This is a genomic window from Rhodococcus sp. PAMC28707 (assembly GCF_004795915.1).
GTDB lineage: Bacteria > Actinomycetota > Actinomycetes > Mycobacteriales > Mycobacteriaceae > Rhodococcoides.
Genome location: NZ_CP039253.1, coordinates 3,226,897 through 3,249,825, shown reverse-complemented (window position 1 = coordinate 3,249,825; position 22,929 = coordinate 3,226,897). Strand labels below are relative to the sequence as shown.

Genomic DNA, 22,929 nt, shown 5'->3' with positions numbered 1-22,929 from the left:
AGCTATGCGGTGACGCCCCTCAATTCCTCACCGAGTGCTGCTGCCTCGTCTGGGGTGAGTTCGACGACCAGGCGCCCACCGCCTTCCAGCGGCACCCTCATCACGATTCCTCGTCCCTCTTTGGTTGCTTCGAGGGGACCGTCTCCGGTCCGGGGCTTCATCGCCGCCATCCTCTGCTCCCTCCAGATCTGCGCCACACTGCACTGCGCCTCGGCCAAAAAAGATTTCTCGCCGCAGGGCGAGAAAGGTTCTTGAACACTATTCTTCCCTATCGAGCCCGATATCGGGAACTGGAGTCGGTATTGAGGGCTGGCATCAGACAACCAGACAGGTGATCGTCCACCATTCCGGTGGCCTGCATCAGCGCGTAGGCCGTTGTCGGTCCGAAGAACCGCAGGCCACGACGCTTGAGGTCGGCGGCCATCGCCGTGGACTCCGCGGTCACCGCCGGCACCTCGGAGGCGTCGACGAGCCTGCTCGGCCGCGGCGCCGGCGCGAACGACCACAGCAGAGTGTCGAGATCGGTTCCAGCCAGTTCGAGGACGACCCATGCGTTGGATATCGTTGCGGCGATCTTGGCCTTGTTGCGGACGATGGAGGCATCGGCCATCAGCCGGGCGACGTCGTCCTCGTCGAAGCGAGCGACCTTCTCCGGGTCGAAACCCGCGAACGCGCGCCGAAAGCTTTCGCGTTTACGCAAGATGGTGATCCACGACAGGCCGGATTGGAACGATTCGAGGCACAGTCGCTCGTACAGGGCGTCCCGGCCGTGAACTTCCCGGCCCCATTCGGTGTCGTGATACTCCCGATAGAGGTCCTCTGCCGTAGCACCCCATGGACAGCGCAGTAGACCGTCCGGTCCGGGTACCGCCGTCATTCCTCGGACTTCGCTGCTGCCAGAGCAGACCGCAGCAGATCGATCTCGGCACCCAACCGGTCGAGGGCCCAATCGACTTCGCTCTGCTTGTAGCCACGCACCGTTTGCTGAAATTTCAGCGTTCGAACATCGTCGCCGGTCACACCTTCTGCGGGCAGCACCGTGGCGGTGGTGCCCTCTGGTAGCGGGCCGAGTTCTTCACCGCGTCCGAACACGAGGCTTGCCACGAAGAAGAGCAGGGCTGCGATCACAGCGATGATGACGACGTAGAGAAGGAGCGTCAGCATGGACCGATCGTCTCACGCAGCCCTGCCCGTCACACGTGCAAGGTGTTGATTGCCGGTCGATCCTCCAACGAGACCGCCGTCGAGAACGGGACGAACGAGTCCCCGTCGACGCGGAACTGTGTGAGCCCGGCCCCCGAGTCCAGGATTCCGCATCGCCCCAGCATGGTGCCGACGATCTGACGACTCATGGCACCGAGTTCGATGAGCGGACGATTCCGGTGCTTGCGTACACCGAGATTGACCTGGCCGATCGCGTCGAGGCCGAGCCGGTCGTAGGTATCGAGCAGCAGTCCGATCTCGACGCCGTAGCCGGGCGCGAACGGGACGGCAGACAACAGCTCGCGGGTGCCGGCGTACTCACCACCGAGCGGCTGGATCACGCTGGTCAATTCCGGACGCATAGCTGCCAGCATGGGGCGGGCGACGAGCTCGGTGACCCGCCCTCCACCGTTGGCGTCCTCGCCGCCGCTCACCCGTAACGGGCGCCGGTAATACCCCTTCACCAGATGGATTCCCTCGACCGTCAACAGCGGCCCCAGCAGCTTCGGAACGAAGGCCGGGTCGGGGTTGATGAGGTCGGAGTCGACGAAGGCAATGAGGTCACCGCTCGACGCCGCGACAGCGCGCCACAGCACTTCGCCTTTGCCGGGCACGGGTTCGAGTCCCGGAATTGCTTCCTCTCGACTGATTACTCGTGCACCCGCTGCCCTTGCACGTTCGGCAGTGGCGTCGGTGGACCCGGAGTCCAAGACGATCAGTTCGTCGACCAGACCTCCCAGCAAGGGGTGGATCGTGTCGATGACCGCGGCCACGGTCCGTTCTTCGTTGAGGGCTGGTAAAACAACCGAGACGGTTCGGCCCTTCTTCGCGGCTTCCAGCTCCGCCAGAGACCACGACGGTTCGTCCCAACTGTGCGAGGCTGCCCACGATTCCCTCACAGCCGTTCGGTCGGCCAACGTCATGCGAGCCCCCTGACGGTTCGTTCGGGAATCCTCGTCCCCAGAATTGCGGCAACCATGTCCACGACTCTCCTGGTCGATGCGACCTCGTGCACTCGGAACATGCGAGCTCCGCCTGCTGCGGCCAACGCTGTCGCTGCCAATGTTCCCTCCAACCGGTCGGCGAGTTCTACACCTAGAGTCTCGCCTATGAAATCCTTGTTGCTCAGCGCCATGAGCACTGGCCATCCGGTGTTTACAAGAACGTCCACTCGCCGCAACAACTCGAGCCCGTGATAGGTGTTTTTTCCGAAATCGTGGGTCGGATCGATCAGAATCGAGTCGCGGCGAACTCCGGCAGCAAAAGCCGCTTCTGCTGCTTTCGTCACTTCGGCGACGACGTCGGCGACCACATCGGTGTATCGAACGCGGTGCGGACGCGTGCGTGGCGTCGCGCCTCCGGTGTGTGAACACACGATCCCGACGCCCTCTTCTGCAGCGACTCCAACGAGATCGGGATCGGCCCCCGCCCAGGTGTCGTTGATCAGATCTGCACCGACTCCGCACGCGAGCTTTGCTACCTCGCTACGCCAGGTATCGACACTGATCAGCAGATCGGGATATTCGCCTCGAATGGCTTCGACGAACGGAATCACGCGGCGAATTTCCTCGGCCGCGTCTACCACATCACCGGGTCCGGCTTTGACGCCGCCGATATCGACCATGTCCGCGCCCTCCGCGACAGCACGGTGCACCGACGCCATGGCCGCGTCGTCGGTGAAATTCGCACCTTTGTCGTAGAACGAATCCGGGGTGCGGTTCACAATCGCCATGACGAGTGCGCGGTCGGTGGCGACCGGTTTGCCGCAAAGGGTGCTCATGAATCAATAGTGGCATCCCTTCGCACACCGACACCTTCGCGCAGCTGAACTAGGACTGCGTCAGCGCCCACGTTGGCCCAATGACGAACCCCGCACCCCTGTTCGTCGAGCTCGATGATGTGGAACTGCTCGATCACCACCGGGACCCCTTCTGCTGGTATACCGAACAGCGGCGTGCCGGTATGTGTTCCGCGCATCTCGACTCTTGCGGCCAGGCGGTCACCTTCACCGAACAGGTCCATCACGGACACCTGCAGATCCGGCATTGCCGATCTGAACATGCCGATCGCATTTTCGAGATGTGCCGCCATGTCTGGTTCGTCTGCACCGAACGGATGTCGATCCACTGCGGTAGGGGCCAGTGCTACACCGACCACCGCCAAGTCACCTTTTCCGAATCCGTCTTCGAACACACTCCTGACTCGCAGCTTGGCTTGCTGAATATCCATGAGGTCCTCAATTCGTTCCAGTAGCACTCGGATTAATATGTCTATAGTGGAAGCAATGAACGACGCAGTCAAGAGGGTCTACAACTCTGCAGTTCGTCGAGACCGAGCCGCAGCGACACGCCTACGCATCATCGATTCGGCGCGCGCGCTCTTCCTCGAACGCGGGTACGCCACAACCTCGGTGCCTGCCATCGCAGCGGCGGCCGAGGTCTCACCCGACACGGTCTTCCACATATTCAGAAGCAAAAGAGAGCTACTGAAAGTGTTGGTGGACCTCGATATCGGCGGAGACGACGATCCGAAGCCGATCATGCAGCGCGGCCACGCCCTCGCCGTCCGAGACGAGCCGGATCAGCGGGCGCAGATTCGGCTTTTCGCACATGGAATTGCCGGGCAGGTAGCCCGCATCCGCGAAATCGACGACATTCTCCTCGGTGCCGCAGCGGTAGATGCCGACATTGCTGCTCTCCGCACGGACATCCAGGATCGCCAACGTAAGGCAGCGATGACCCAGATGGCGTCGTGGATCGGTGCACGCGGCCCCCTGGCCGTCGACATCGACACGGCGGGCGTCACGATCTGGGCACTGACCAGCCCCGAGATGCACCGCATGCTGTGCGACCGCTCGGGCTGGTCGACGGACCGATTCGGCCAGTGGCTGGAAGTCACACTGACCGCATCGCTTCTTCCCTAACCTTTGGGGGCCTTGCCTGCAGCTACCTCGTCGACGTATCCGTCGTACGCTTTGTCGTACCCACCGGACTTACCGCGTAGTACGTACAGTTCGGCCTCGGGGTCGTCGCCGTAGCCGAGCTTGCGCAGGGCAACCTTCTGGCTCTTGAACGTCGAGGTCTGCTCGAGACTGTCCACGACACGGACGAACAGCGGAACCGCGTACGAGGGCAGTTTGTCGTAGAGATGCTCGGCGACCGATTTTCCATCGAAGCTCTCACCGTCACGCAACGTCACCGCAGCCATACCTGCCTTGCCGTCGGTTCCTTCGATGTCGACGCCGTACACGACCACACCGTCCACCGATGGGTGTCCGCCGAGCGCGCCCTCGACCTGCGTCGTGGCGACGTTCTCTCCCTTCCACCGGAAAGTGTCACCGAGTCGGTCGATGAACGCGACGTGCATCCAACCCTGATGCCGGACCAGGTCGCCGGTGTCGAACCAGCAGTCTCCATTTTTGAAACCGTCTCGAACGAGCTTCTTCTCCGTCGCCTTCTCGTCCGAGTAGCCGTCGAACGGCGCGCGGTCGGTGACCTTGGACAGCAAAAGACCGACCTCGCCGCTCGCGACCTTGCTAAGCCGGCCGTTGCTTCCGCGCTTCGCCTTGCCGGACTCCTCGTCGTATTCGACGACGGCATACGGAAGTGGGCAGATGCCTGCAGTCTTCTTCATGTTCAGAGCGTTGATGAACGCGATGTTGCATTCGCTCGCGCCATAGAACTCCGCAACGCGCGAGATTCCGAAACGCTCGGTGAACTCTTCCCAGATCTCGGGGCGTAAGCCGTTGCCGACGATGAGCTCGATCGTGTTGTCTCGGTCCTCCGGCCGCTTCTCCTGAGTCAGCAGGTAGCGGCATAATTCGCCGATGTAGGTGAACGCGGTCGCCTTGTTGACCTTGACGTCTTCCCAGAAGTTGCTGACCGAGAACTGTTTACCGATGGCCATCGCCGCGCCGCCGGCGAGCACCGATGACAGCGTCACCGTCAGTGCATTGTTGTGATAGAGCGGCAGGCAGCAGTAGATGACGTCGTCTTCGCGCAGCCGCACACCCATGTTGCCCAGCCCGGACATCGACTTGAGCCAGCGGAAATGGCTCATCAAACTTGCCTTCGGCAGGCCGGTGGTGCCGGAGGTGAAAATGTAGAAAGCATTTTCTTTGGCCTGAATCTGCGCAGTCACCGACGGGTTTTCCGCGCTGGCATCCGCCGCGAGTTCGGCAAGCTCGCGCATCGGCAGAACCACGCCCGCCTCGGGAGCTTTGTCCAACGAGTCGAGCGCTTCCTGAGCGTTCTCGTCGAGGACAAGAACGGTCGCCGACAAGATACCGAGGCTGTGTTCGAGGACGTTGCCGCGCTGGTTGTAGTTGAGCATTCCTGCCGTAGCGCCGAGCTTGACGGCAGCAAGGGCCGCGAAGAGCGCCTCGGGCCTGTTCTTGCTGAGTACACCGACCACGTCGCCGCGCTCTACGCCCAGGTCCGTGAGCACGTGGGCATACCGATTGACGATCGCGTTGGCGTCGGCGTACGACACCGATTCACCTTCGAATCGCACGAAAGGTCGGTCTCCGCGCTTGGCAGCGGCATCCTGGAACACCAGGCCGATCGAGGCCTTGTGATGAGGTTTGCGAGTAAAGCCCAGGACACCGCGCAGCATGCTCGGCACCTCCGTCACCATTTTCGGCAACGCGACCGCGAGGTCGGTCAGTCCAATCTTCTGACGGGCATCGACAGCCATGTACTCCCCTTCGAGCGATGTGATCCCCATTACCTTACTCCAGAGTAACCTTAGCTTTCATCGAGGAGAACAGGCGGCTAACGCATCGGCCACGGTGGCTGTCCTGATCAGCTTGTCCAGTGCCCGTTGTTGGACGAAGCCCGTCGAGGACAGCCCGTCGAGCCACTGCAACAGACCCGCGTAGTGGTCCGTCGGATCCAGTAGTACGACTGGCTTCTCGTGCATGCCCAAATACCCGGCCGTCCAGGTTTCGAACAGTTCCTCCAGCGTTCCGATGCCACCGGGTAGCGCGATGAACGCGTCGGCCCTGTCTTCCATGATCTTCTTGCGCTCACGCATGGTGTCGGTGACGATCAATTCATCGGCATCGAGGTCGGCGACTTCTCGATGTACGAGAGCTTTCGGGATCACACCGACGGTGAAAGCACCTGCAGCCCGCGCAGATTCGGCTACCGCTCCCATCATCGAGACGTTCCCGCCACCGGAGACCAACTGCCATCCCCGTTGACCGATCGCGGTACCGAGTTCACGCGCCAGCTCGAGAAACGAAGGATCCACCGGCCCCGACGCACAGTAGACGCACACCCTGATTACGACAGCTTCGCTCACTCCGACTCTCCGCAAACGCTGCTCACGATCTGCACTGCTTCCTCGACGCTGTCGGTACAACGAATCAGGTCCAGGTCGGCCGAGGAGATCTTGCCTTGTGCGACCAGTGTGTCCTTGATCCAACTGATGAGACCGGACCAGAACTCTGTGCCGATCAGGACAATCGGAAAGCGCGTCACTTTGCCCGTCTGCACCAGCGTGAGAGCCTCGAACAATTCGTCGAGAGTGCCGAAACCGCCTGGGAGACAGATGAATGCCTGGGAGTACTTCACGAACATCGTCTTCCGTACGAAAAAGTACCGGAAGTCGATACCCAGATCTACCCAGTCGTTGAGGCCTTGCTCGAAGGGCAACTCGATGCCGAGCCCGATCGAGTAGCCGTCGACAGTACTTGCTCCGCGGTTCGCCGCTTCCATGATTCCAGGGCCGCCGCCGGTGATGACCGCAAATCCCGCTACCGCCAACGCACTTCCGAGCTCGCGGGCTGCCTTGTACTCATCGTGATCACGCGGGGTTCGAGCCGAACCGAATACCGTGACAGCCTTCGGCACCTCGGCCAGAGCGCCGAAACCCTCCACGAACTCACTCTGAATTCGTAGCACCCGCCACGGGTCGGTGTGAGTCCAGTTTCCTGTTCCGCGCTGATCGAGCAATCGTTGATCGGAGGTCGATGATTCGGTGTTGCGTCCGCGACGCAACGTCACCGACCCCATGTGTTTTGCTGGCGTCTCCATGTTTTACAGGCTATCCGGCCGATCTACCATCGGGACCACAGGTTATCCAGTGGTCAGGTATCCCCGTAGAACAGCCGTGACATTCGTGATCTGATCGGTAGGGACCCGCTCGTCGCGCTTGTGCGCCAAGTTCGGGTCTCCAGGACCGTAGTTGACCGCCGGAATACCGAGCGCCGAGAACCGCGACACGTCGGTCCAGCCGTACTTGGCCCGAAACCGCCCACCGGCCGCCTCGATCAGCGCCGCCGCTGCAGGTGCGGCGAGTCCAGGCAACGCACCTGGTGAAGAATCGGTGACCTCGAAACCGAGATCGAGCCCGTCGACGACGCCACGAACGTGCTCGATAGCCTGCTCGACACTCCGATCGGGGGCGAAGCGGAAGTTCACATCCAGCTCGGCTGCGTCGGGAACGACATTGCCTGCCACGCCACCGGAAATACGGACAGCCTGCAGACCTTCGCGGTACAAGCAGCCATCGATATCCACCTCTCGCGCACTGTATGCAGCCAACCTGTTGAGAACAGCGCCGAACTTGTGAATTGCGTTGTCCCCCAGCCATGATCGCGCACTGTGCGCCCTCGTTCCACCCGCCGAAAGTCGCACTCGCAGCGTGCCCTGGCAGCCCGCCTCGATGAATCCACCGGACGGCTCACCGAGAATCGCCACGTCGGCCGCAAGCCACTCCGGCAGTTCACGTTCGATTCGGCCCAGGCCGTTGAGCGTCGCGTCGATCTCTTCACAGTCGTAGAACACCAGCGTGATGTCGTGCGCAGGGTCGTCGATCGTGGCGGCGAGATGAAGAAAGACAGCGTCACCAGACTTCATGTCGACCGTGCCACAACCATGCAGGACATCGCCCTCGACACTGTCGCGTTCACGTCTGCTCGGCACATTGCCGGCGATCGGGACGGTATCGAGGTGACCGGCGAGCATCACGCGACTGGGAAGCCCACGATCGGTGCGCGCAAGAACCGCATTCCCGCTCCGGATTATCTCGAAACCGACCGTCTGTTCACGCAGCGCGACCTCCACCGCATCGGCGATCACCGACTCCTCCCGCGAAACGCTGGGTATGTCCACCAGCGCCGCTGTCAGATCGATGGGGTCGGAATGCAGATTCAAAGCCGGGTGCGAACTCACCGTACGAGACTACTTCCAGATCGTTCCGCAGCAACAACTCCCGCCACTCCCGCCTCTAAAGTGCGCCTCCGGGGATCTCGTACACCGCGCCATCGAATCCTGCCCGGAACAGCTTTCCAGCAGAGAAACCCTGTTCGCCACGGCCGTAGATCAGAACACTCGACAACGGAATGCCACTGCCGAGGACGCAGTACTGCCCGGGTGCATCGATGCGAACTACTTGCCCGCGAGCGTTGAGCGGGACGACGGGGCGGCCTGCGGAATCGAGTGTCAGACCGTCCGGTGCGCTCAACGCATCGACACCGGAGAAGTCGAGAATGCTCTCCGGCCTCGATGGATCGGCGACAGGGATTCTGCTCACGCCGGAGTTCACGAACGTCCGAGACACATACAGGTACTCACCCCCAGGATCGAGCACGGCGCCGTTTGCGCTGGGGAACCTTGCCCACTCGGAATTCACCGATCCGTCGGGGCGAACTTGCCCGATGAGACCACCGAAGTCATTTGTCGCATACACAGTCCCATCGCCGGCGACCGCGAGCCCGTTGGCAGCACTCAATCCCGACGCAAATGGGCTGAGTTCGAGCGTATCGATGTTCAGCCGAACGATGCCCGCAGCCTTGACGAGATCACCGACGAACACGCGGGGGTCGGCGCCGTACCCGACGAGCAAGGTGCCGTCCGGCATCCAGGCGAGAGCGCCACCGCCGCCGCTGGGCACCGTCGCGATGGGGTATGCAGCCTGGCCCGGCGCATCGATCCGGTAGACCCGGCCAGTGACGATGTCGGTTGTGTAGAGCCTGCCTTGCCCGTCGACCGCCAGGCCTTCGAGAGCCGCCCCGTCGATCTGGGCGACCTTCACCGGCGGTGCGCTCACCGCAGCACACTCAGGCGCCGCGGACGCCGTCGGCGCCTGCAGGATCGCTGTTCCACCTGCCATCAATACAGCCGATACAGCAACCGTGCCCCACCGTCGGAATTGTGCCCCCAAAGTCATGAATCATGTTTAGCACGCACGCCCGCCGCCCTCACGCTTCTACCTTCGACGACACACGCCGTATCCTCGGTACCTGTGAGCGCACAGGGAGCATCAGCAATAGGCATTGCCAACATCACCACCAGCGGAGTCGTCCTCGACACCTGGTACCCCAGCCCCGAACTGGGCGGTAACGGGCCCGTCGGCACCACGCGGCTCGAGGGGTCGGACATCCCCGCCGAGTTCGCCGCCCTCGTCGGCCCGGACGAGGCTCGCGGAGTCGACGTCGTCGCCGTCCGAACGACCATCGCCTCGCTCGACGACGCACCGATCGACGCGCACGACGTCTACCTGCGCCTGCATTTGCTTTCGCATCGTCTCGTTCAGCCGCACGGGCTCAGCCTGGACGGCCAGTTCGGCTTTCTTGCCAACGTCGTATGGACCAACTTCGGACCGGCAGCAGTCGACGGTTTCGAGACAGTCCGCACTCGCCTCCGTGCACGCGGCCACGTCACGGTCCTCAGCATCGACAAGTTTCCCCGTCTCGTCGACTACGTCGCGCCGTCCGGCGTCCGGATCGCCGACGCCGATCGTGTCCGCCTGGGCGCGTATCTGGCGAGCGGAACGACGGTCATGCACGAGGGATTCGTCAACTTCAACGCGGGCACGCTCGGTAACTCGATGGTCGAAGGCCGAATCTCGGCCGGAGTCGTCGTCGGTGACGGCTCCGACGTCGGCGGTGGCGCGTCGATCATGGGCACACTGTCCGGCGGCGGCAAGAACGTCATCTCGGTCGGCGAGCGTTGTCTGCTCGGTGCCAACTCCGGACTCGGCATTTCCCTCGGCGACGACTGCGTCGTCGAGGCGGGCCTCTACATCACCGCGGGAACCAAGGTGACCGGACCGGACGGCACCGTTGTGAAGGCTGCGACGCTCAACGGAAACAGCAATCTGTTGTTCCGTCGAAATTCGGTATCCGGTGCCGTCGAGGTCGTGCCGTGGAAGGGCACCGGCGTCGAACTGAACGCCGCACTGCACGCCAACGACTAGATGGATCGAAGGGAGTCGAGGGTGGCCACCACTGCGCGTGCCGCCTCGACTCCCTTGCGCTCCAGATGTGCGGTGAAGAACGCCGAGTGATCGGCGTGCTCGTGGAAGTGGTGGGGCGTCAGCACTACGGAGAACACGGGTACGTCGGTATCCAGCTGGACTCGCATCAGGCCGTCGATGACCGCTGATTCGACGAATTCGTGCCGATAGATTCCGCCGTCGACGACAAGCGCGGCAGCAACGATTGCCGAATATTTACCCGTACGCGCCAGACGCTGGGCGTGCAATGGAATCTCGAATGCGCCTGGGACCGCGAACTGGACTACCGACGCTTCCGGATAACCCTGCGCCGCCAACTCGGAAACGAATCCCTGGCGCGCCCGGTCGACTATCTCACTGTGCCACGTCGCTTGGATGAAAGCGATGGATCCGAGTTGCTCGTTCGTCATGAAAGATGATGTTAGTCGTCGAGCAGATCGATAGTTCGCTCGTCCGGCTTACCGTCGTAGTACTTATCCAACACCTCGCCGAAAATCGGAATACCAGGGTCGACTTCGGCGAACAAGGTCATCGACGACTGCAGCTTCAGATCGTCCGGATATCCGAGGATTTCAGCGGCGGTCCCGTCGGCGATCTTCGCCACCATCGCGGCGGCCTTGCGCAGTCGAGGTCCCAGCACTTCGTGGGAGAGGTACATCTGCGCTTCCACGCGGTCTGCGATTCCGAAATGCTGAGCCGTCGCACTCCGTCCTAGCCCAGCGAGTTGCGGAAAAACGAACCACATCCAATGGGTGCGTTTGCGGCCGACCTTCAGTTCGGCGCGGACGGTGTCCCACACCGGATCCTGCGCGTCGACGAATCGCTGTAGGTCGTATTCCATCAAGAGCCTTCCGAAGAATTTTTGGCCGAAACAGCTTCGTCGCGGGGCCGACAGTAGCAGCTCTGCCTGCACACTCATTTAACTCGTCAGGCCGATACACTCCGCAGATGGGCAACGACGGGGTCGACACCGCGCCCGTGCGCGCGCAATCGGCTAGTACCTCACCGGCCGCGCGCACGAGCCGTCGAAAGTTGGGATGGGTCGCCGGAGTTCTTGCCGCCACCGTGTTGTTGGCAGCGGGCGTGTTGTGGTTGGCGCCGAGTAGATACTTACCGTGGGACACCACGGCATTCCCCGATGTCGACGCTGCGGCACTGTCTTCGGAGCAGGCCGAGGTGGTCGAACTTCTCCGCACCGAACACAGCCGACAGAACCCGGGAACCTTCTACTCCGATGGTGTAGAAGAAGCGTGGTGCGCAAACTTCGTCAGCTGGATCATGCGTGAGGCAGGACAGCCACTGAGCAATCCGAATTCCGGTAGCTGGCGGATCCCCGGTGTGTACACGCTGACCGAGTACTACCAAGACGAGGGCAGATTCGAACCGAAGGGATATATCCCGTCGGTCGGGGACGTCGTACTCTACGACAACAGCAGTTGGATAGGTCAGCACACCAACATCGTCGTCGCGATCGACGGAAACACTGCCACCACGGTGGGTGGCAACGAACTCGGAAAGATCCGCGTACATACCGTCGACGTATCCGGCGATTCGGCCGTCGTCGGATTCGGGCGCCTCGTCGAATAGCCGCTCAGCCGAGCTGCTTTTTCTGAACCTTGCCCATCGCGTTGCGTGGCAGTGAATCCACGACGCGAATTTCCCTCGGCCGCTTGTGAATCGAGAGTTCGTTCGCGACGAGATCGATCAGAGCCGACGGTTCGACGCCGGTGCCGACGACGAATGCGACGATGCGCTGACCGAGGTCGTCGTCCGGAAGCCCCACGACGGCGACCTCGTCGACGCTCGGGTCCCCCAGCAGAACGGTCTCGATCTCACCGGCACCGACGCGATAGCCACCGGTCTTGATCAGGTCGGTGGATGCGCGTCCGACGATGCGGTGGAATCCGTCCGGACCGATGACCGCCACGTCGCCGGTGTCGAACCACCCGTCCTCGGTGAAGACCTTCGCCGTCGCCTCCGGGTTGTTCAGGTAGCCGGCGAACAGCATTGGACCGCGCACCTGCAGCGCTCCGATCGACTCGCCGTCGTGTGGCAGCGCCTCCCCCACCTCGCTCACGATTCGTGTTTCGACGCCATCCACCGGCAGTCCCACGGACCCGGGCCTACGTTCTCCGTCGGAGCGGGTGCTGATGGTGATCAGTGTTTCGCTCATGCCGTAACGCTCGATGGGCGCCTGGCCGGTGAGTTCGTTCAGTTTCTCGAACACCGGCACGGGCAGAGGCGCGCTACCGGAGACGAGCAGACGGGCGTGTGCGAGTGCTCTTGCGGACGCCTCGTCGGCAGCGATGCGGGACCACACCGTCGGGACACCGAAATACAGCGTCCCTTTGGCTGCGGCATACAACTCGGGAGTCGGCTTACCGGTGTGTACGAGCGGACTTCCGACGCGCAGCGGGCCCAGTACTCCGAGGAGCAGTCCGTGGACATGGAACAGCGGAAGTCCGTGCACCACGATGTCCCGGGATGTCCAGTTCCACGCCTGCGCTACCGCGTCGATGCCGGCCGCGATCGCTTCCCTCGACAACAGGACGCCTTTCGGCGGGCCGGTCGTGCCGGAGGTGTAGAGAATGAAAGCGATGGACGACGGGTGTGGATCCGGGTAGCTGTGCCAGGACCTTGCGTGCTGACGAACCGGCAGGACCTCGAGGCCCGCCGTGTCCTCGGGCGCCTCACCCAGCCATGCCTGCGCACCGGAGTCCCGCAGCATGTGTTCGCGTTCGGCATGCCCGGCATCGGGCGGGATCGGCACCACCGTCACACCTGCAATCAGCGCACCGACTACGGCAAGCACCGTCTTGACGCTGGGAGTCGCCAGAACTGCCAGGCGTTCCGCCCGCGAGATCCGCTCGGCGACCGATGTCGCGGCGCCGAGAATGTCGCCGCGGGAGAGGGAGACACCGCCGATCGTCACAGCGTCGGCAATATCGTGTCCGCGAGCGACGGCGAGTGGATTCAATGATCGGAGCAGCACATGGTTACCGTACATACATGGATGCCGACGGAATCGACACCGGTGACTACGCCGAGTACATGACGGTGCCCGCCGGAGACCTGCAGCCCGGGGTCTATTTGATCGGAACCGATGCCGACCAGGAAATCGCTGACGAGGAAGATCTGGACGACGACCTGGACAACGAGGACGACATCGAGGTCGCGCACATCAGCGACGGCGCTCCTCGGCTGGTCTATTCGGTGCAGTCCGATGACTTCTGGACACGCGTGGAACTCGCCGACTTGCGCGCGGCACAGATCTACGAGGAAGCGCATGCACGCAATCCGTCGGTCAACGCTGCGTCCAAGCGGTTCACCACGGTCGAGGCTTTCGGTAGTAATGAACTGGTCTACATCCTCCGCATCAGGCGGGGTGGTTGGGACATCGCCTGACCCTCGAATCGGGTTCGATCACGTCACCTGTGCCCTACACCGAGGACGCGACTGTGCCGATGCCGAGGGCGGCGAGGATTCCAGCGCTGATGCGATCGAGCCAGTCGGTCACCTTGGGTCGCCGCAGCAGCACGACGGCACGCGCGGCGACGACCGAGAAGAAGCCCATGACCAGTGCGGCGACCACCACCTCCACGGCCCCGAGAGTCATGGCTCCGGCGAACGTGACGACGGTCAGGAACTGGGGAACGACAGCGAGATAGAACAGCCCGACTTTGGGATTGAGCACGCACGAGAGGACACCGGCGCCGAACGCGGAGCGAGCCGAGGCCACGACCGGCACCATCGGTTCCCCGTCGACCTTCGTCTTCCTGCGCGCCGCGAACGCACGTACCCCGAGGTACAGCAGGTACAGGCCACCGAGGATCTTGATTGTTCGGTACACGGTCGCAGACTGCTCGACGATGGCTGCAAGTCCGACGGCAACCAAAACTGCCCAGAACAAGCCACCGAGTGCAACGCCCATGGCCGCTGCCATTCCGGGTCGCTGCCCTCCGATGCTGTATCGAAGCACGAGGAACGAATCCGGTCCAGGAAGAATCGCCAGCAGAAAACACACACCTGCAAAGCTGAGCAGCACACTGACGGTCATGGACTGAATGGAAACACCCAGGCCAGACCACGCGCAACTGGATACGCGCGAGACTAGGCCGTCAAACGCTCCGCTGCAGTGCGGATTCGTTCGTCGGTGGCGGTCAGCGCGATACGGACGTGCTGGGATCCGCGGGGACCGTAGAACTCACCCGGTGCGGCAAGGATGCCGCGCTCGGCGAGCCAGTCGATGGTGTCCCGGCAGGGTTCCCCACGGCTGGCCCAGAGATACAGCCCGGCTTCGGAGTGGTCTACTTCGAAGCCGGCTGCCCTGACGGCGGAGAGCAGTGTGGTGCGCCGGGCACGGTAGCGCTCGCGCTGGATGTTCTCGTGCTCGTCGTCGGACAGTGCCGCAGTCATCGCAGCTTGAATCGGCAACGGCATGATCATTCCTGCGTGTTTGCGGACTTCGAGCAGTTCGGTTACCAATTTCTGGTCGCCTACGACGAAGCCGGCACGATAGCTCGCGAGATTGGATGTCTTGGAAAGTGAGTGCACGGCAAGGAGATTCGTATGGTCGCCGTCGCTGACACGGGGGTCGAGGATCGAGAGTGCTTCACCTTCCCACGTCAGGCCGAGGTAGCACTCGTCGGAGACGACCACGGCGTCGCGCTCACGGGCCCACGAGACTACTTTGCGGAGGTGCTCCAGGCCGAGCACCTTGCCGCTCGGGTTCGCAGGAGAGTTCACGAACACGAGCGATGCGCGCTCGGGCCCGAGTCGATTCAAGCCGTCGGCACGAATGATGCGTGTACCCGCAAGGAGAGCTCCGACTTCGTAAGTCGGGTAAGCCAGTTCGGGGATGACCACGAGGTCGCTGTTACCGAGACCGAGAAGGCTCGGTAACCAGGCGATCATTTCCTTGGTGCCGATAGCAGGCAGAACGGCGTCGACACCGATCCCCGTTACGCCGTACCGCCGCGCCAGCGCAGCAACTGCTGCTTCACGTAAGGCAAGCGTGCCGACGGTCGTCGGGTAACCGGGGATGTCGGATACCGATGCCAGCGCTGCACGAATGATCGGTGCAACCGGGTCGACGGGCGTGCCTACCGACAGATCCACGATCCCGTCCGGGTGCGACTGTGCCTTGTCCTTCGCGGCAGTCAGTGAGTCCCAGGGGAAGTTCGGCAGGCCGGACGCGACGGAGATACGTGCCAATGTCAGCTCTCACCCATGGGAGGCAGTGCCTTGATGAACGGTGGGTCGAAATCGGTCTTGCCGAGCTTCGCGGCCCCACCAGGTGAACCTAGATCGTCGAAGAAATCGACGTTCGCGCTCACGTAGCCACTCCACTGCTCCGGGACATCGTCCTCGTAGAAGATCGCCTCGACGGGGCAGACCGGTTCGCATGCACCACAGTCGACGCACTCGTCGGGGTGGATGTACAGCATGCGGCCACCTTCGTAAATGCAGTCCACCGGGCATTCTTCGATGCATGCCTTGTCGAGTACATCCACGCACGGTTCCGCAATCGTGTACGTCACTGCTGGTCTCCCTCCCTTTCCAGTAATCGGCACTGAAAGCGTTGTTCATTGCTTGCAGTGCCCTGAGAATCCTAGTATCGCGCCGCAGAATTACGACAATCAGCGCAGGGTGTCCTCACTGTGGCACTCGGATCATCCGAGAAGCCCCCCCGAGCCTACGTGGCTCGGTTTTTCGGCGTTCGCCTGAACCCAACCAATCCCCTGCTTTGCAGCACGGGACAGCGCACCACGCTCCCCGAAGTAGCTAGCCACGCCTCCGACCAGCGGAATCACCGATAGCACACGGTAGATGCCACGACTGTGCGGTCGCTTGGCCAACTCGCCCGAGACGTCCTTGAGCACTCTTGCGACGTCCCACATCGCATGCAGTAGCGCGAACGGCCCGCATTCACGCGTCGGTGCCGGCGACGAATCGGGCTCGGAGACGTCGAGGTCGACTTCACGGCCGCACAGCACGGACGCGAGCATGCTCACGTGCGCCGACCGGTCCGTCACGCCGTTCTCTCTGGCGACGGCAACGAGAACCATCGCCTGGTTCGCGAAGCCGAGCAGATCCTGCAACGGCAGCCTGTTGACCAGTACACCGAAGACACTGGGGAATGCGACAGCCACAGTGTTGAGGGCGCCGATCCGCGCGACCCACCACTGTGAACGAGCTGGCGCATCGAGCTCGAGCCATGCTGCGGTCCCGGGGAAGTCGGTGGCGTTCAGAGTCTTCGCCAACGTGTCGAGCACGGTGTCGATGGCGGTGTCCTCGGCGGTCGGTTTTCGAAACGTTCTCGCCTTCAGGCCTACCGGATCACGTTCGGCGAGAATGTCGAGAACAGGGTCGATGATGGCCACGGCCCGATCGAGGGCTGTGACGACTGTGCGATCGTCCATGCTCAGACGAGTCCGACCGCGGGGAACTTGTCGACGAGACCGTACGTCGTGGTGCGTTCACGGGCAGGACGACCGATCCCATTGGCAATCTCGTGGAGCTCGGCGACGGTCTTCTCCGATCCGTTCTGGCTCCCCGCCATCCGCGAGATGGTCTCTTCCATCAACGTGCCGCCGAGGTCGTTCGCGCCCCCGTTGAGCATCGCCTGAGTGCCGGTGATGCCGAGCTTGACCCACGACGTCTGGATGCTGTCGATACGTCCGTGCAGCATGATCCGCGCCAATGCATGCACTGCGCGATTGTCACGGTTCGTCGGGCCGGGACGCGATGCTCCGGCTAGATACAGCGGCGAGGACTGGTGCACGAACGGCAGTGGCACGAATTCGGTGAATCCGCCTGTCTTGTCCTGGATTCCCTTGAGCACGTTCAGATGACCGACCCAGTGCGACGGATTGTCGACATGGCCGTACATCATCGTCGAGCTCGATCGCAGGCCTATTTCGTGGGCGGTGGTGACAACTTCGATCCACTCCGCGGCAGGCAACTTGCCCTTCGTCAACACCCAGCGGACCTCGTCGTCGAGGATTTCGGCTGCGGTACCGGGAATGGTGTCCAGTCCCGCGGCGCGAAGTTCGACGAGCCAATCGCGAATCGACTGTCCACCTCTCGAAGCCCCGTTCACGATCTCCATCGGAGAGAACGCATGGACGTGCATCGACGGCACCCGCGCTTTCACTGCGCGCACCAGGTCCGCGTAGCCGGTGACCGGCAGTTCCGGGTCGATACCGCCCTGCATGCAGACCTCGGTTGCACCGAGAGCGTGCGCCTCCCAGGCGCGGTCCGCCACTTCCGCCGTGGACAGCGTGAACGCATCCGCGTCGCCCTTGCGTTGCGCGAAAGCACAGAACCGGCAGCCAGTGTAGCAGATGTTGGTGAAGTTGATGTTCCGGTTGACGACGTAGGTGACGGTCTCGCCGTTGACCTGCCTACGTAGGTCGTCGGCGAGGGCCGCGACGGCGTCCATGCCGGTCCCCTCGGCCGTCGCGAGCGCCAGGTACTGCTCATCGGACAGACCTGCGGGATCCTTTTCGGCCGCTCGGAGCGCGGCCACCAGGTCCCTGTCTACGCGTTCGAGGCCGGCCAGATCGCGCACTTGTTCTCGGATGGACTCCCAATCCCCGAATGCGTTGTCCAGGTCGCTGCGGGTTTCGCTGTTACGCCCCTCGGTGTCGATCTCGGTGTTGAGATCCACTCGGCCCGAGGACACCCACTCCTCGTCCGGCTCCTGCCACGGAAGCCCAGTCGGGAGGACGCCGTCACGCGCCATGCCGGTCTTCGGATCTGCCAGTGCGTTCACGTGCGCGGAGATCCGCGGATCGATCCATGGCGCGCCCGCGAGAACGTACTGCGGTTGCGCTGCTGTGCGCTCGGTCAGCGTGTATCCGGCGGCCTCGGACAGCTCAGCCAAGGTGTCGAGATTCGGCCACGGCCGTTCCGGGTTCACGTGATCCGGAGTCAGCGGAGAGACGCCACCCCAGTCGTCGACGCCCGCGCCGAGCAACGCAGCGGTCTCTTCGACCGCGACGAGATTCGGCGGCGCTTGAATACGCATCGACGGCCCGAGCAGCACCCGCGTGACCGCGATGGTTGCGAGGAATTCCTCCATGCCTGCGTCAGGCATATCTCGCATCACGGTGTCGTTCTTGGCAAGGAAGTTTTGCACGATGATTTCTTGCACATGGCCGAAGGCCTTGTGCACCTTACGAATAGCCATGATCGACTCGGCGCGATCGCGGATTGTTTCCCCGATTCCGACGAGGATGCCGGTGGTGAACGGGATGTTGAGGCGTCCTGCATCGGTCAGAGTTCGTAGCCGAACCTCGGGATCTTTGTCCGGGCTGCCGTAGTGAGCCTGACCCTTTTCCTCGAACAGTCGGCGAGAGGTCGTCTCGAGCATCATTCCCATCGACGGCGCGACGGGCTTGAGGCGAGAGAGTTCCTGCCAGCTCATGACTCCAGGATTGAGATGGGGAAGCAATCCGGTTTCTTCGAGAACTCGAATCGACATGGCTCGGACGTAGTCCAACGTGGAGTCGTAACCCCGGGAATCGAGCCACTCTTTGGCCTCGGGCCAGCGATCTTCCGGCCGGTCTCCTAGGGTGAACAGTGCTTCTTTGCATCCCAGTTCCGCACCTTTGCGCGCAACCTCGATGATCTCGTCGGGATCCATGAACAGTCCGTGGCCCTCGGCGCGCAACTTCCCCGGCACCGTCACGAACGTGCAGTAATGGCATTTGTCGCGGCACAGGCGAGTAATCGGGATGAACACCTTGCGCGAATACGAGACCGTTTTGGGGCGGCCCGCGGACTCGAGACCTGCATCCCGCACCCGCGACGCCGAAGTGCAGAGGTCAACCAGGTCGTCACCGCGTGCGTGCAGCAGCACCGTGGCTTCGTCGACGTTGAGCGATACCCCGTCGCGGGCGCGCCGTAGAACGCGACGCATTGCGGAGGGGGCGGGGACCTTTTCTGGTTCGGGAGCAGCGGCGGTTACAGGATCAGGCAGCATGGTCACCCGTCGATCATGCGCCACCGACGGGTCGGCGTGCCACCGGCGGTGGTCTGGCGGGGCAGGAGTGGAGCCTGCGGAACGACCAGACCAGGCAGGAGTGGAGCCTGCGGAACGACCAGAATAGATTGGGGCATGATCACAATGACCGATCCAGCGTGGCGTCCGAGTCCGCGTGCGCGGCAATTGTGGGCCATCAATGCGTCGTTGATGTGGGTTCCGCTGTTCATCGCCCAGCTCGTCTGGGCCTTGATCGACGGCAAGTGGACGACGTGGCCCCATGTGGCGGTGTTCGCCGCGTCGGTCGTGTTCGCAGCTGTCCATATCGTTGTCGTCCCGGTGTGGCGGTATCGCGTGCATCGTTGGGAGATCAGTGACACGGCGGTGTACACGCTGACCGGCTGGTTCGACCAGGAACGACGCATCGCACCGATTTCGCGGGTGCAGACGGTCGATACCGAGCGTGGGCCGATCGACCGCATGCTGGGTTTGTCCACGGTCACCGTCACCACTGCGTCCTCGGCGGGGGCGGTCAAGATCACGGCTTTGGACAAGGAGGTGGCCGATCGTACTGTCGCTCAGCTCACCGAGATCGCGGGTAGAACGTTGGGTGACGCGACGTGAGCACCGACACCGAACTTCTGGTCGCTGAGGAGCAGCAACCGTGGCTGCGCCTGGACAAGCGGATGCTGTTGGTTCATCCGGTCAACGAGGCGGTCAAGGTTCTACCGGTGCTGTTCGTGTCTTTCGTGATCGGCAGTCGGAGCGGTAATCATCTGTGGGGGTTGATCATCGTGACCCTGGTGGTGCTGTTCGCGTTACTGCGCTGGTTCACCACCAGCTATCGGATCGGCCCGGTGCATGTGCAACTGCGTACAGGGGTGTTTCAGAAGAAGCTACTGTCCGTGCCGCGCAGCCGAATTCGCTCGGTCGATGTCGAAGCGGGCGTCATGCACCGGCTTCTCGGTCTGTCGATTTTGCGGATCGGCACCGGCCAGCAGGCAGGCAAGGGTGAGAAATTCGAATTGAACGCGCTCGATTCGAGGGTTGTCCCCGCGTTGCGCGAACAGCTGTTGCAGCGAGCCGAGCGGGGCCCCGATGCACTCAGGAAGGCGCCGCCCGCGGCAACCGAGATTGCGCATTGGAAGACCGAGTGGGTCCGATATGCACCGTTCTCGTTCACCGGCGTCGTGGCCATCGCGGCGGCGGTCGGGGTGCTCTTTCAATACGGGTTCGGTGAGCGCGTGGCAAATTCTTCCCTCGTCTCCAGCAGTATCGACTCCGCGGAGCGTTTCGGTATCGCCCTGGTGATCGTCGTCGGACTGCTGGTTCTGCTGGTCGTCGCCAGCCTCTTCGCATGCGCGCGTTACCTGATCGCGTACGGCAATCTGACCGTCACCGACGACGGCGCCCGCCTCCACGTCAACCACGGACTCCTCAAGACTCGCTCGACGACGCTCGACCGGAAACGCCTTCGCGGCACCTCACTGTCCGAACCTCTGCTGCTGCGGATCGCCAAGGGCGCGAAGCTCGACGCGATCATGACGGGGGTCAGCGCGGAGAAGAAAGAATCATCACTGCTGTTACCGCAAGCACCCGCACGCGAAGCGCTCCGCATGATGACGGTGGTGCTCGGTGACGCAGGGCTGCACGAGAACGCGCAGAAACCGCTGACACCGCACGGACCGGCCGCCGAACGTCGCAGATACACCCGTGCAGTAGTCCCCGTACTCGTTGTGGCCGCCGCGCTCGGTATCGCCGAAGCACTCGGTGCTCCGATCCCGACAATCGCGTGGGCCGTCGTGGTGCTGGTGCTGCTCGGAGCCGTATTCGTCGCAAGGGATCGATACCGAGGCCTCGGCCACGCAGTGTTGCCGGGCTGGTTGATCACCCGTCACGGATCCCTCGACCGCACCCGGCACTCGCTCGAGGCCGCCGGGATCATCGGATGGACGGTCAGACAGACATTCTTTCAACGACGCGCCGGTGTAGCGACAATCGTCGCTGCCACACCAGCCGGCGTCGGACACTACGAAGTTCTCGACATTCCAGCAGACCAGGCCTGGGTCCTCATCGACGCCGTCACCCCGGGAGCCGGTGACGCATGGGCTCACTGAACGCACCTGGCCCCAATAGTCATTCCGCGGGCTCCACTCCTGATCCCCCCGGTCATTCCGCGGGCTCCACTCCTGATCCCCCCGGTCATTCCGCGGGCTCCACTCCTGCCACCATCGCCGAACTCGACCTGGCCGTCAGCGCCTGCCGAGCTTGCCCCAGGCTGGTCGCCTGGAGGGAAAAGGTCGCGACCGAGAAACGAGCCGCATTTCGGGACGAAACCTACTGGGGCAGAGCGGTTCCCGGGTTCGGTCCTGCGGATGCGTCGGTCCTGATCGTCGGCCTCGCACCCGCCGCACACGGAGGCAACCGCACCGGGCGCATGTTCACCGGGGACCGCAGCGGTGACTTTCTCTATGCGGCACTTCATGCCGTTGGACTTGCCAATCAGCCGACGGCCACACACATCGGCGACGGCCTGACGTTGCGAGGGGTCAGAATCACTGCGCCGGTTCATTGCGCTCCACCGGACAACAAGCCGACCGTCACCGAGCGTGATCGTTGCCGCACGTGGCTCGACATCGAATTGAGCTTGCTGAAGCCGACGCTGAAATCCGTGATCGTGCTCGGCGGATTCGGTTGGCAGGCACTACTACCTGTGCTGGCAGCGAACGGCTGGGATATTCCGCGTCCACGCCCGAAATTCGGTCATGGCGTCGAAGTCGATCTGGGGTCGATCCGGCTGTTCGGTAGCTATCACGTCAGCCAGCAGAACACGTTCACCGGGCGGTTGACTACGAAGATGATCGAGGATGTGCTGCGGGCGGCCGGCTCCCATGCGGGCCTGATGTGAGCGCTGTCAGCCTCCAGGTGAACAACAGAACTCCGGCCGGGGCGATACCTGCCACCAGCAACAATGCCGTCCGCCAATCGGAAAGCAACAGCACATCGCCGCCGGGGCCGCCGAACATGCAGACCAGCACTGCGACACCCCAAGCGATCAGCGGCGACGCGATGGCGAGGGGTCGTTCTGCTACTTTTCGCGCGGCGTAGAGGAGCATGACGTTGGCAATTCCAGCCAGCAGTGCGCTGACTGGAAAGGGCACCGGCCCGAGGTATGCCGGGAGGAAGAATACGGACAGTACGCCGCAGAGAAAGCCGTCGAAAATCAGTACTGCAAGCGTTGCCCTCGACACGAGGACGACAGCATTGGATGCGGCCTTCGAGATCATGTAGCCAATACTGGCGTACTCCCCGCGGTCAGGAGACCGGCGGGTATCCCAAAGAGGTCAGCAGGTTGCTCAGTGCGGACGCGAGATCGGTGAGACCGGACTGATACAGCATCTCCTGACGGGGGAAATCAGGTATCAGCGAATTGACGAACGCGACGATGGCGTCCTGCACGACCCAGTTGTACATCTTGTGTGTTCCCCTGCTCG

The 22,929-nt window shown here is 62.8% G+C and carries 29 protein-coding genes; 7 read left to right on the top strand and 22 right to left on the bottom strand.

Annotated elements, in window-relative coordinates:
• Nucleotides 1-2 precede the first annotated feature (2 nt).
• The 6 genes from E5720_RS14970 to E5720_RS14945 form a co-directional block, all read right to left on the bottom strand.
• Entirely contained in the window at nt 3-170 is a 168-nt protein-coding gene (locus E5720_RS14970) for a DUF3117 domain-containing protein (protein ID WP_084611546.1), read from the bottom strand.
• 98 nt (nt 171-268) lie between these two features.
• Nucleotides 269-877: a DNA-3-methyladenine glycosylase I gene (locus tag E5720_RS14965; RefSeq protein WP_136171301.1), complete on the bottom strand. Its 609-nt coding sequence runs from the start codon at nt 875-877 to the stop codon at nt 269-271.
• On the bottom strand, nt 874-1,164 hold the full coding sequence (locus tag E5720_RS14960) for a DivIVA domain-containing protein (protein ID WP_136171300.1): 291 nt from the start codon (nt 1,162-1,164) through the stop codon (nt 874-876). The genes E5720_RS14965 and E5720_RS14960 overlap by 4 nt, the downstream gene beginning before the upstream one ends.
• A 29-nt stretch (nt 1,165-1,193) precedes the next feature.
• On the bottom strand, nt 1,194-2,126 hold the full coding sequence (locus E5720_RS14955; RefSeq protein WP_136171299.1) for a glucosyl-3-phosphoglycerate synthase: 933 nt from the start codon (nt 2,124-2,126) through the stop codon (nt 1,194-1,196).
• Entirely contained in the window at nt 2,123-2,983 is an 861-nt protein-coding gene (gene folP, locus E5720_RS14950; protein WP_136171298.1) for a dihydropteroate synthase, read from the bottom strand. Before folP ends, E5720_RS14955 begins: the two co-directional genes overlap by 4 nt.
• Nucleotides 2,980-3,432 (bottom strand): ester cyclase, encoded by a 453-nt coding sequence (locus tag E5720_RS14945; protein ID WP_136171297.1) that lies wholly within the window; start codon nt 3,430-3,432, stop codon nt 2,980-2,982. The genes folP and E5720_RS14945 overlap by 4 nt, the downstream gene beginning before the upstream one ends.
• Before the next feature lie 55 nt (nt 3,433-3,487).
• Here E5720_RS14945 and E5720_RS14940 point away from each other — a divergent pair, with 55 nt between their 5' ends.
• Nucleotides 3,488-4,126: a TetR/AcrR family transcriptional regulator gene (locus E5720_RS14940; protein ID WP_168708359.1), complete on the top strand. Its 639-nt coding sequence runs from the start codon at nt 3,488-3,490 to the stop codon at nt 4,124-4,126.
• Here the strand turns inward: E5720_RS14940 and E5720_RS14935 are convergent.
• Genes E5720_RS14935 through E5720_RS14915 form a run of 5 tightly spaced genes read right to left on the bottom strand, consistent with a single transcriptional unit; the run spans nt 4,123 to nt 9,378 of the window.
• Nucleotides 4,123-5,898 carry a long-chain-acyl-CoA synthetase gene (locus E5720_RS14935; protein WP_136172721.1) on the bottom strand — a complete coding sequence of 592 codons (1,776 nt, stop codon included), beginning with the start codon at nt 5,896-5,898 and terminating at the stop codon, nt 4,123-4,125. The two genes, E5720_RS14940 and E5720_RS14935, sit on opposite strands and share 4 nt — an antisense overlap.
• A gap of 57 nt (nt 5,899-5,955) precedes the next feature.
• A complete protein-coding gene (locus E5720_RS14930; RefSeq protein WP_136171295.1) occupies nt 5,956-6,507 on the bottom strand; it encodes a TIGR00730 family Rossman fold protein in 552 nt (183 codons plus the stop codon).
• Entirely contained in the window at nt 6,504-7,241 is a 738-nt protein-coding gene (locus E5720_RS14925) for a TIGR00730 family Rossman fold protein (RefSeq protein WP_136171294.1), read from the bottom strand. Before E5720_RS14925 ends, E5720_RS14930 begins: the two co-directional genes overlap by 4 nt.
• A 42-nt stretch (nt 7,242-7,283) precedes the next feature.
• Nucleotides 7,284-8,381 carry a succinyl-diaminopimelate desuccinylase gene (gene dapE, locus E5720_RS14920; RefSeq protein WP_136171293.1) on the bottom strand — a complete coding sequence of 366 codons (1,098 nt, stop codon included), beginning with the start codon at nt 8,379-8,381 and terminating at the stop codon, nt 7,284-7,286.
• Between the two features lie 55 nt (nt 8,382-8,436).
• Nucleotides 8,437-9,378 carry an SMP-30/gluconolactonase/LRE family protein gene (locus E5720_RS14915; protein ID WP_136171292.1) on the bottom strand — a complete coding sequence of 314 codons (942 nt, stop codon included), beginning with the start codon at nt 9,376-9,378 and terminating at the stop codon, nt 8,437-8,439.
• Nucleotides 9,379-9,453: 75 nt separating this feature from the next.
• On the opposite strand from E5720_RS14915, the gene dapD reads away from it, so the two are divergent.
• Nucleotides 9,454-10,407, top strand: coding sequence for a 2,3,4,5-tetrahydropyridine-2,6-dicarboxylate N-succinyltransferase (gene dapD / locus E5720_RS14910; protein ID WP_088943400.1), 954 nt, complete (start codon nt 9,454-9,456; stop codon nt 10,405-10,407).
• Here the strand turns inward: dapD and E5720_RS14905 are convergent.
• A complete protein-coding gene (locus E5720_RS14905; RefSeq protein ID WP_136171291.1) occupies nt 10,404-10,856 on the bottom strand; it encodes a 6,7-dimethyl-8-ribityllumazine synthase in 453 nt (150 codons plus the stop codon). The genes dapD and E5720_RS14905 overlap by 4 nt on opposite strands.
• An 11-nt stretch (nt 10,857-10,867) precedes the next feature.
• Nucleotides 10,868-11,365 (bottom strand): DUF1810 domain-containing protein, encoded by a 498-nt coding sequence (locus E5720_RS14900; RefSeq protein WP_348769834.1) that lies wholly within the window; start codon nt 11,363-11,365, stop codon nt 10,868-10,870.
• 29 nt (nt 11,366-11,394) lie between these two features.
• On the opposite strand from E5720_RS14900, the gene E5720_RS14895 reads away from it, so the two are divergent.
• Nucleotides 11,395-12,033, top strand: a complete 639-nt coding sequence (locus E5720_RS14895) for a CHAP domain-containing protein (RefSeq protein WP_136171290.1) — start codon at nt 11,395-11,397, stop codon at nt 12,031-12,033.
• 4 nt (nt 12,034-12,037) lie between these two features.
• Here E5720_RS14895 and E5720_RS14890 read toward each other — a convergent pair whose 3' ends face one another.
• Nucleotides 12,038-13,453 (bottom strand): acyl-CoA synthetase, encoded by a 1,416-nt coding sequence (locus E5720_RS14890; protein ID WP_136171289.1) that lies wholly within the window; start codon nt 13,451-13,453, stop codon nt 12,038-12,040.
• A 2-nt stretch (nt 13,454-13,455) separates the two neighbouring features.
• Here E5720_RS14890 and E5720_RS14885 point away from each other — a divergent pair, with 2 nt between their 5' ends.
• Nucleotides 13,456-13,851: a hypothetical protein gene (locus E5720_RS14885; protein WP_136171288.1), complete on the top strand. Its 396-nt coding sequence runs from the start codon at nt 13,456-13,458 to the stop codon at nt 13,849-13,851.
• 34 nt (nt 13,852-13,885) lie between these two features.
• On the opposite strand, the gene E5720_RS14880 is transcribed toward E5720_RS14885, so the two are convergent.
• The 6 genes from E5720_RS14880 to E5720_RS22295 all read right to left on the bottom strand — a co-directional run bounded on the left by E5720_RS14880 (nt 13,886) and on the right by E5720_RS22295 (nt 19,572).
• Nucleotides 13,886-14,503, bottom strand: a complete 618-nt coding sequence (locus E5720_RS14880; protein ID WP_136171287.1) for a LysE family translocator — start codon at nt 14,501-14,503, stop codon at nt 13,886-13,888.
• Nucleotides 14,504-14,556: 53 nt separating this feature from the next.
• The gene (gene dapC / locus E5720_RS14875; protein ID WP_136171286.1) at nt 14,557-15,660 is read right to left on the bottom strand and encodes a succinyldiaminopimelate transaminase; all 1,104 of its coding nucleotides are present in this window, start codon (nt 15,658-15,660) and stop codon (nt 14,557-14,559) included.
• A gap of 2 nt (nt 15,661-15,662) precedes the next feature.
• Nucleotides 15,663-15,986 (bottom strand): ferredoxin, encoded by a 324-nt coding sequence (gene fdxA / locus E5720_RS14870; RefSeq protein ID WP_084346039.1) that lies wholly within the window; start codon nt 15,984-15,986, stop codon nt 15,663-15,665.
• Nucleotides 15,987-16,118: 132 nt separating this feature from the next.
• Nucleotides 16,119-16,868: a hypothetical protein gene (locus tag E5720_RS14865; protein ID WP_136171285.1), complete on the bottom strand. Its 750-nt coding sequence runs from the start codon at nt 16,866-16,868 to the stop codon at nt 16,119-16,121.
• Between the two features lie 2 nt (nt 16,869-16,870).
• On the bottom strand, nt 16,871-19,435 hold the full coding sequence (locus E5720_RS14860; RefSeq protein ID WP_136172719.1) for a bifunctional FO biosynthesis protein CofGH: 2,565 nt from the start codon (nt 19,433-19,435) through the stop codon (nt 16,871-16,873).
• Between the two features lie 2 nt (nt 19,436-19,437).
• A complete protein-coding gene (locus E5720_RS22295) occupies nt 19,438-19,572 on the bottom strand; it encodes a hypothetical protein (protein ID WP_281727909.1) in 135 nt (44 codons plus the stop codon).
• Here E5720_RS22295 and E5720_RS14855 point away from each other — a divergent pair.
• From E5720_RS14855 to E5720_RS14845, 3 genes are all read left to right on the top strand, one after another.
• A complete protein-coding gene (locus tag E5720_RS14855) occupies nt 19,571-20,059 on the top strand; it encodes a PH domain-containing protein (protein ID WP_136171284.1) in 489 nt (162 codons plus the stop codon). The genes E5720_RS22295 and E5720_RS14855 overlap by 2 nt on opposite strands.
• Before the next feature lie 62 nt (nt 20,060-20,121).
• Complete coding sequence (locus E5720_RS14850) at nt 20,122-21,552, top strand: PH domain-containing protein (RefSeq protein WP_136172718.1); 1,431 nt, start codon at nt 20,122-20,124, stop codon at nt 21,550-21,552.
• Nucleotides 21,540-22,343: a uracil-DNA glycosylase gene (locus E5720_RS14845; protein ID WP_136171283.1), complete on the top strand. Its 804-nt coding sequence runs from the start codon at nt 21,540-21,542 to the stop codon at nt 22,341-22,343. Before E5720_RS14850 ends, E5720_RS14845 begins: the two co-directional genes overlap by 13 nt.
• Here E5720_RS14845 and E5720_RS14840 read toward each other — a convergent pair.
• Together E5720_RS14840 and E5720_RS21715 are read right to left on the bottom strand one after the other, a co-directional pair.
• Nucleotides 22,285-22,722, bottom strand: coding sequence for a hypothetical protein (locus E5720_RS14840; RefSeq protein WP_136171282.1), 438 nt, complete (start codon nt 22,720-22,722; stop codon nt 22,285-22,287). The genes E5720_RS14845 and E5720_RS14840 overlap by 59 nt on opposite strands.
• Before the next feature lie 28 nt (nt 22,723-22,750).
• On the bottom strand, nt 22,751-22,909 hold the full coding sequence (locus E5720_RS21715; protein ID WP_168708358.1) for a hypothetical protein: 159 nt from the start codon (nt 22,907-22,909) through the stop codon (nt 22,751-22,753).
• Nucleotides 22,910-22,929 lie beyond the last annotated feature (20 nt).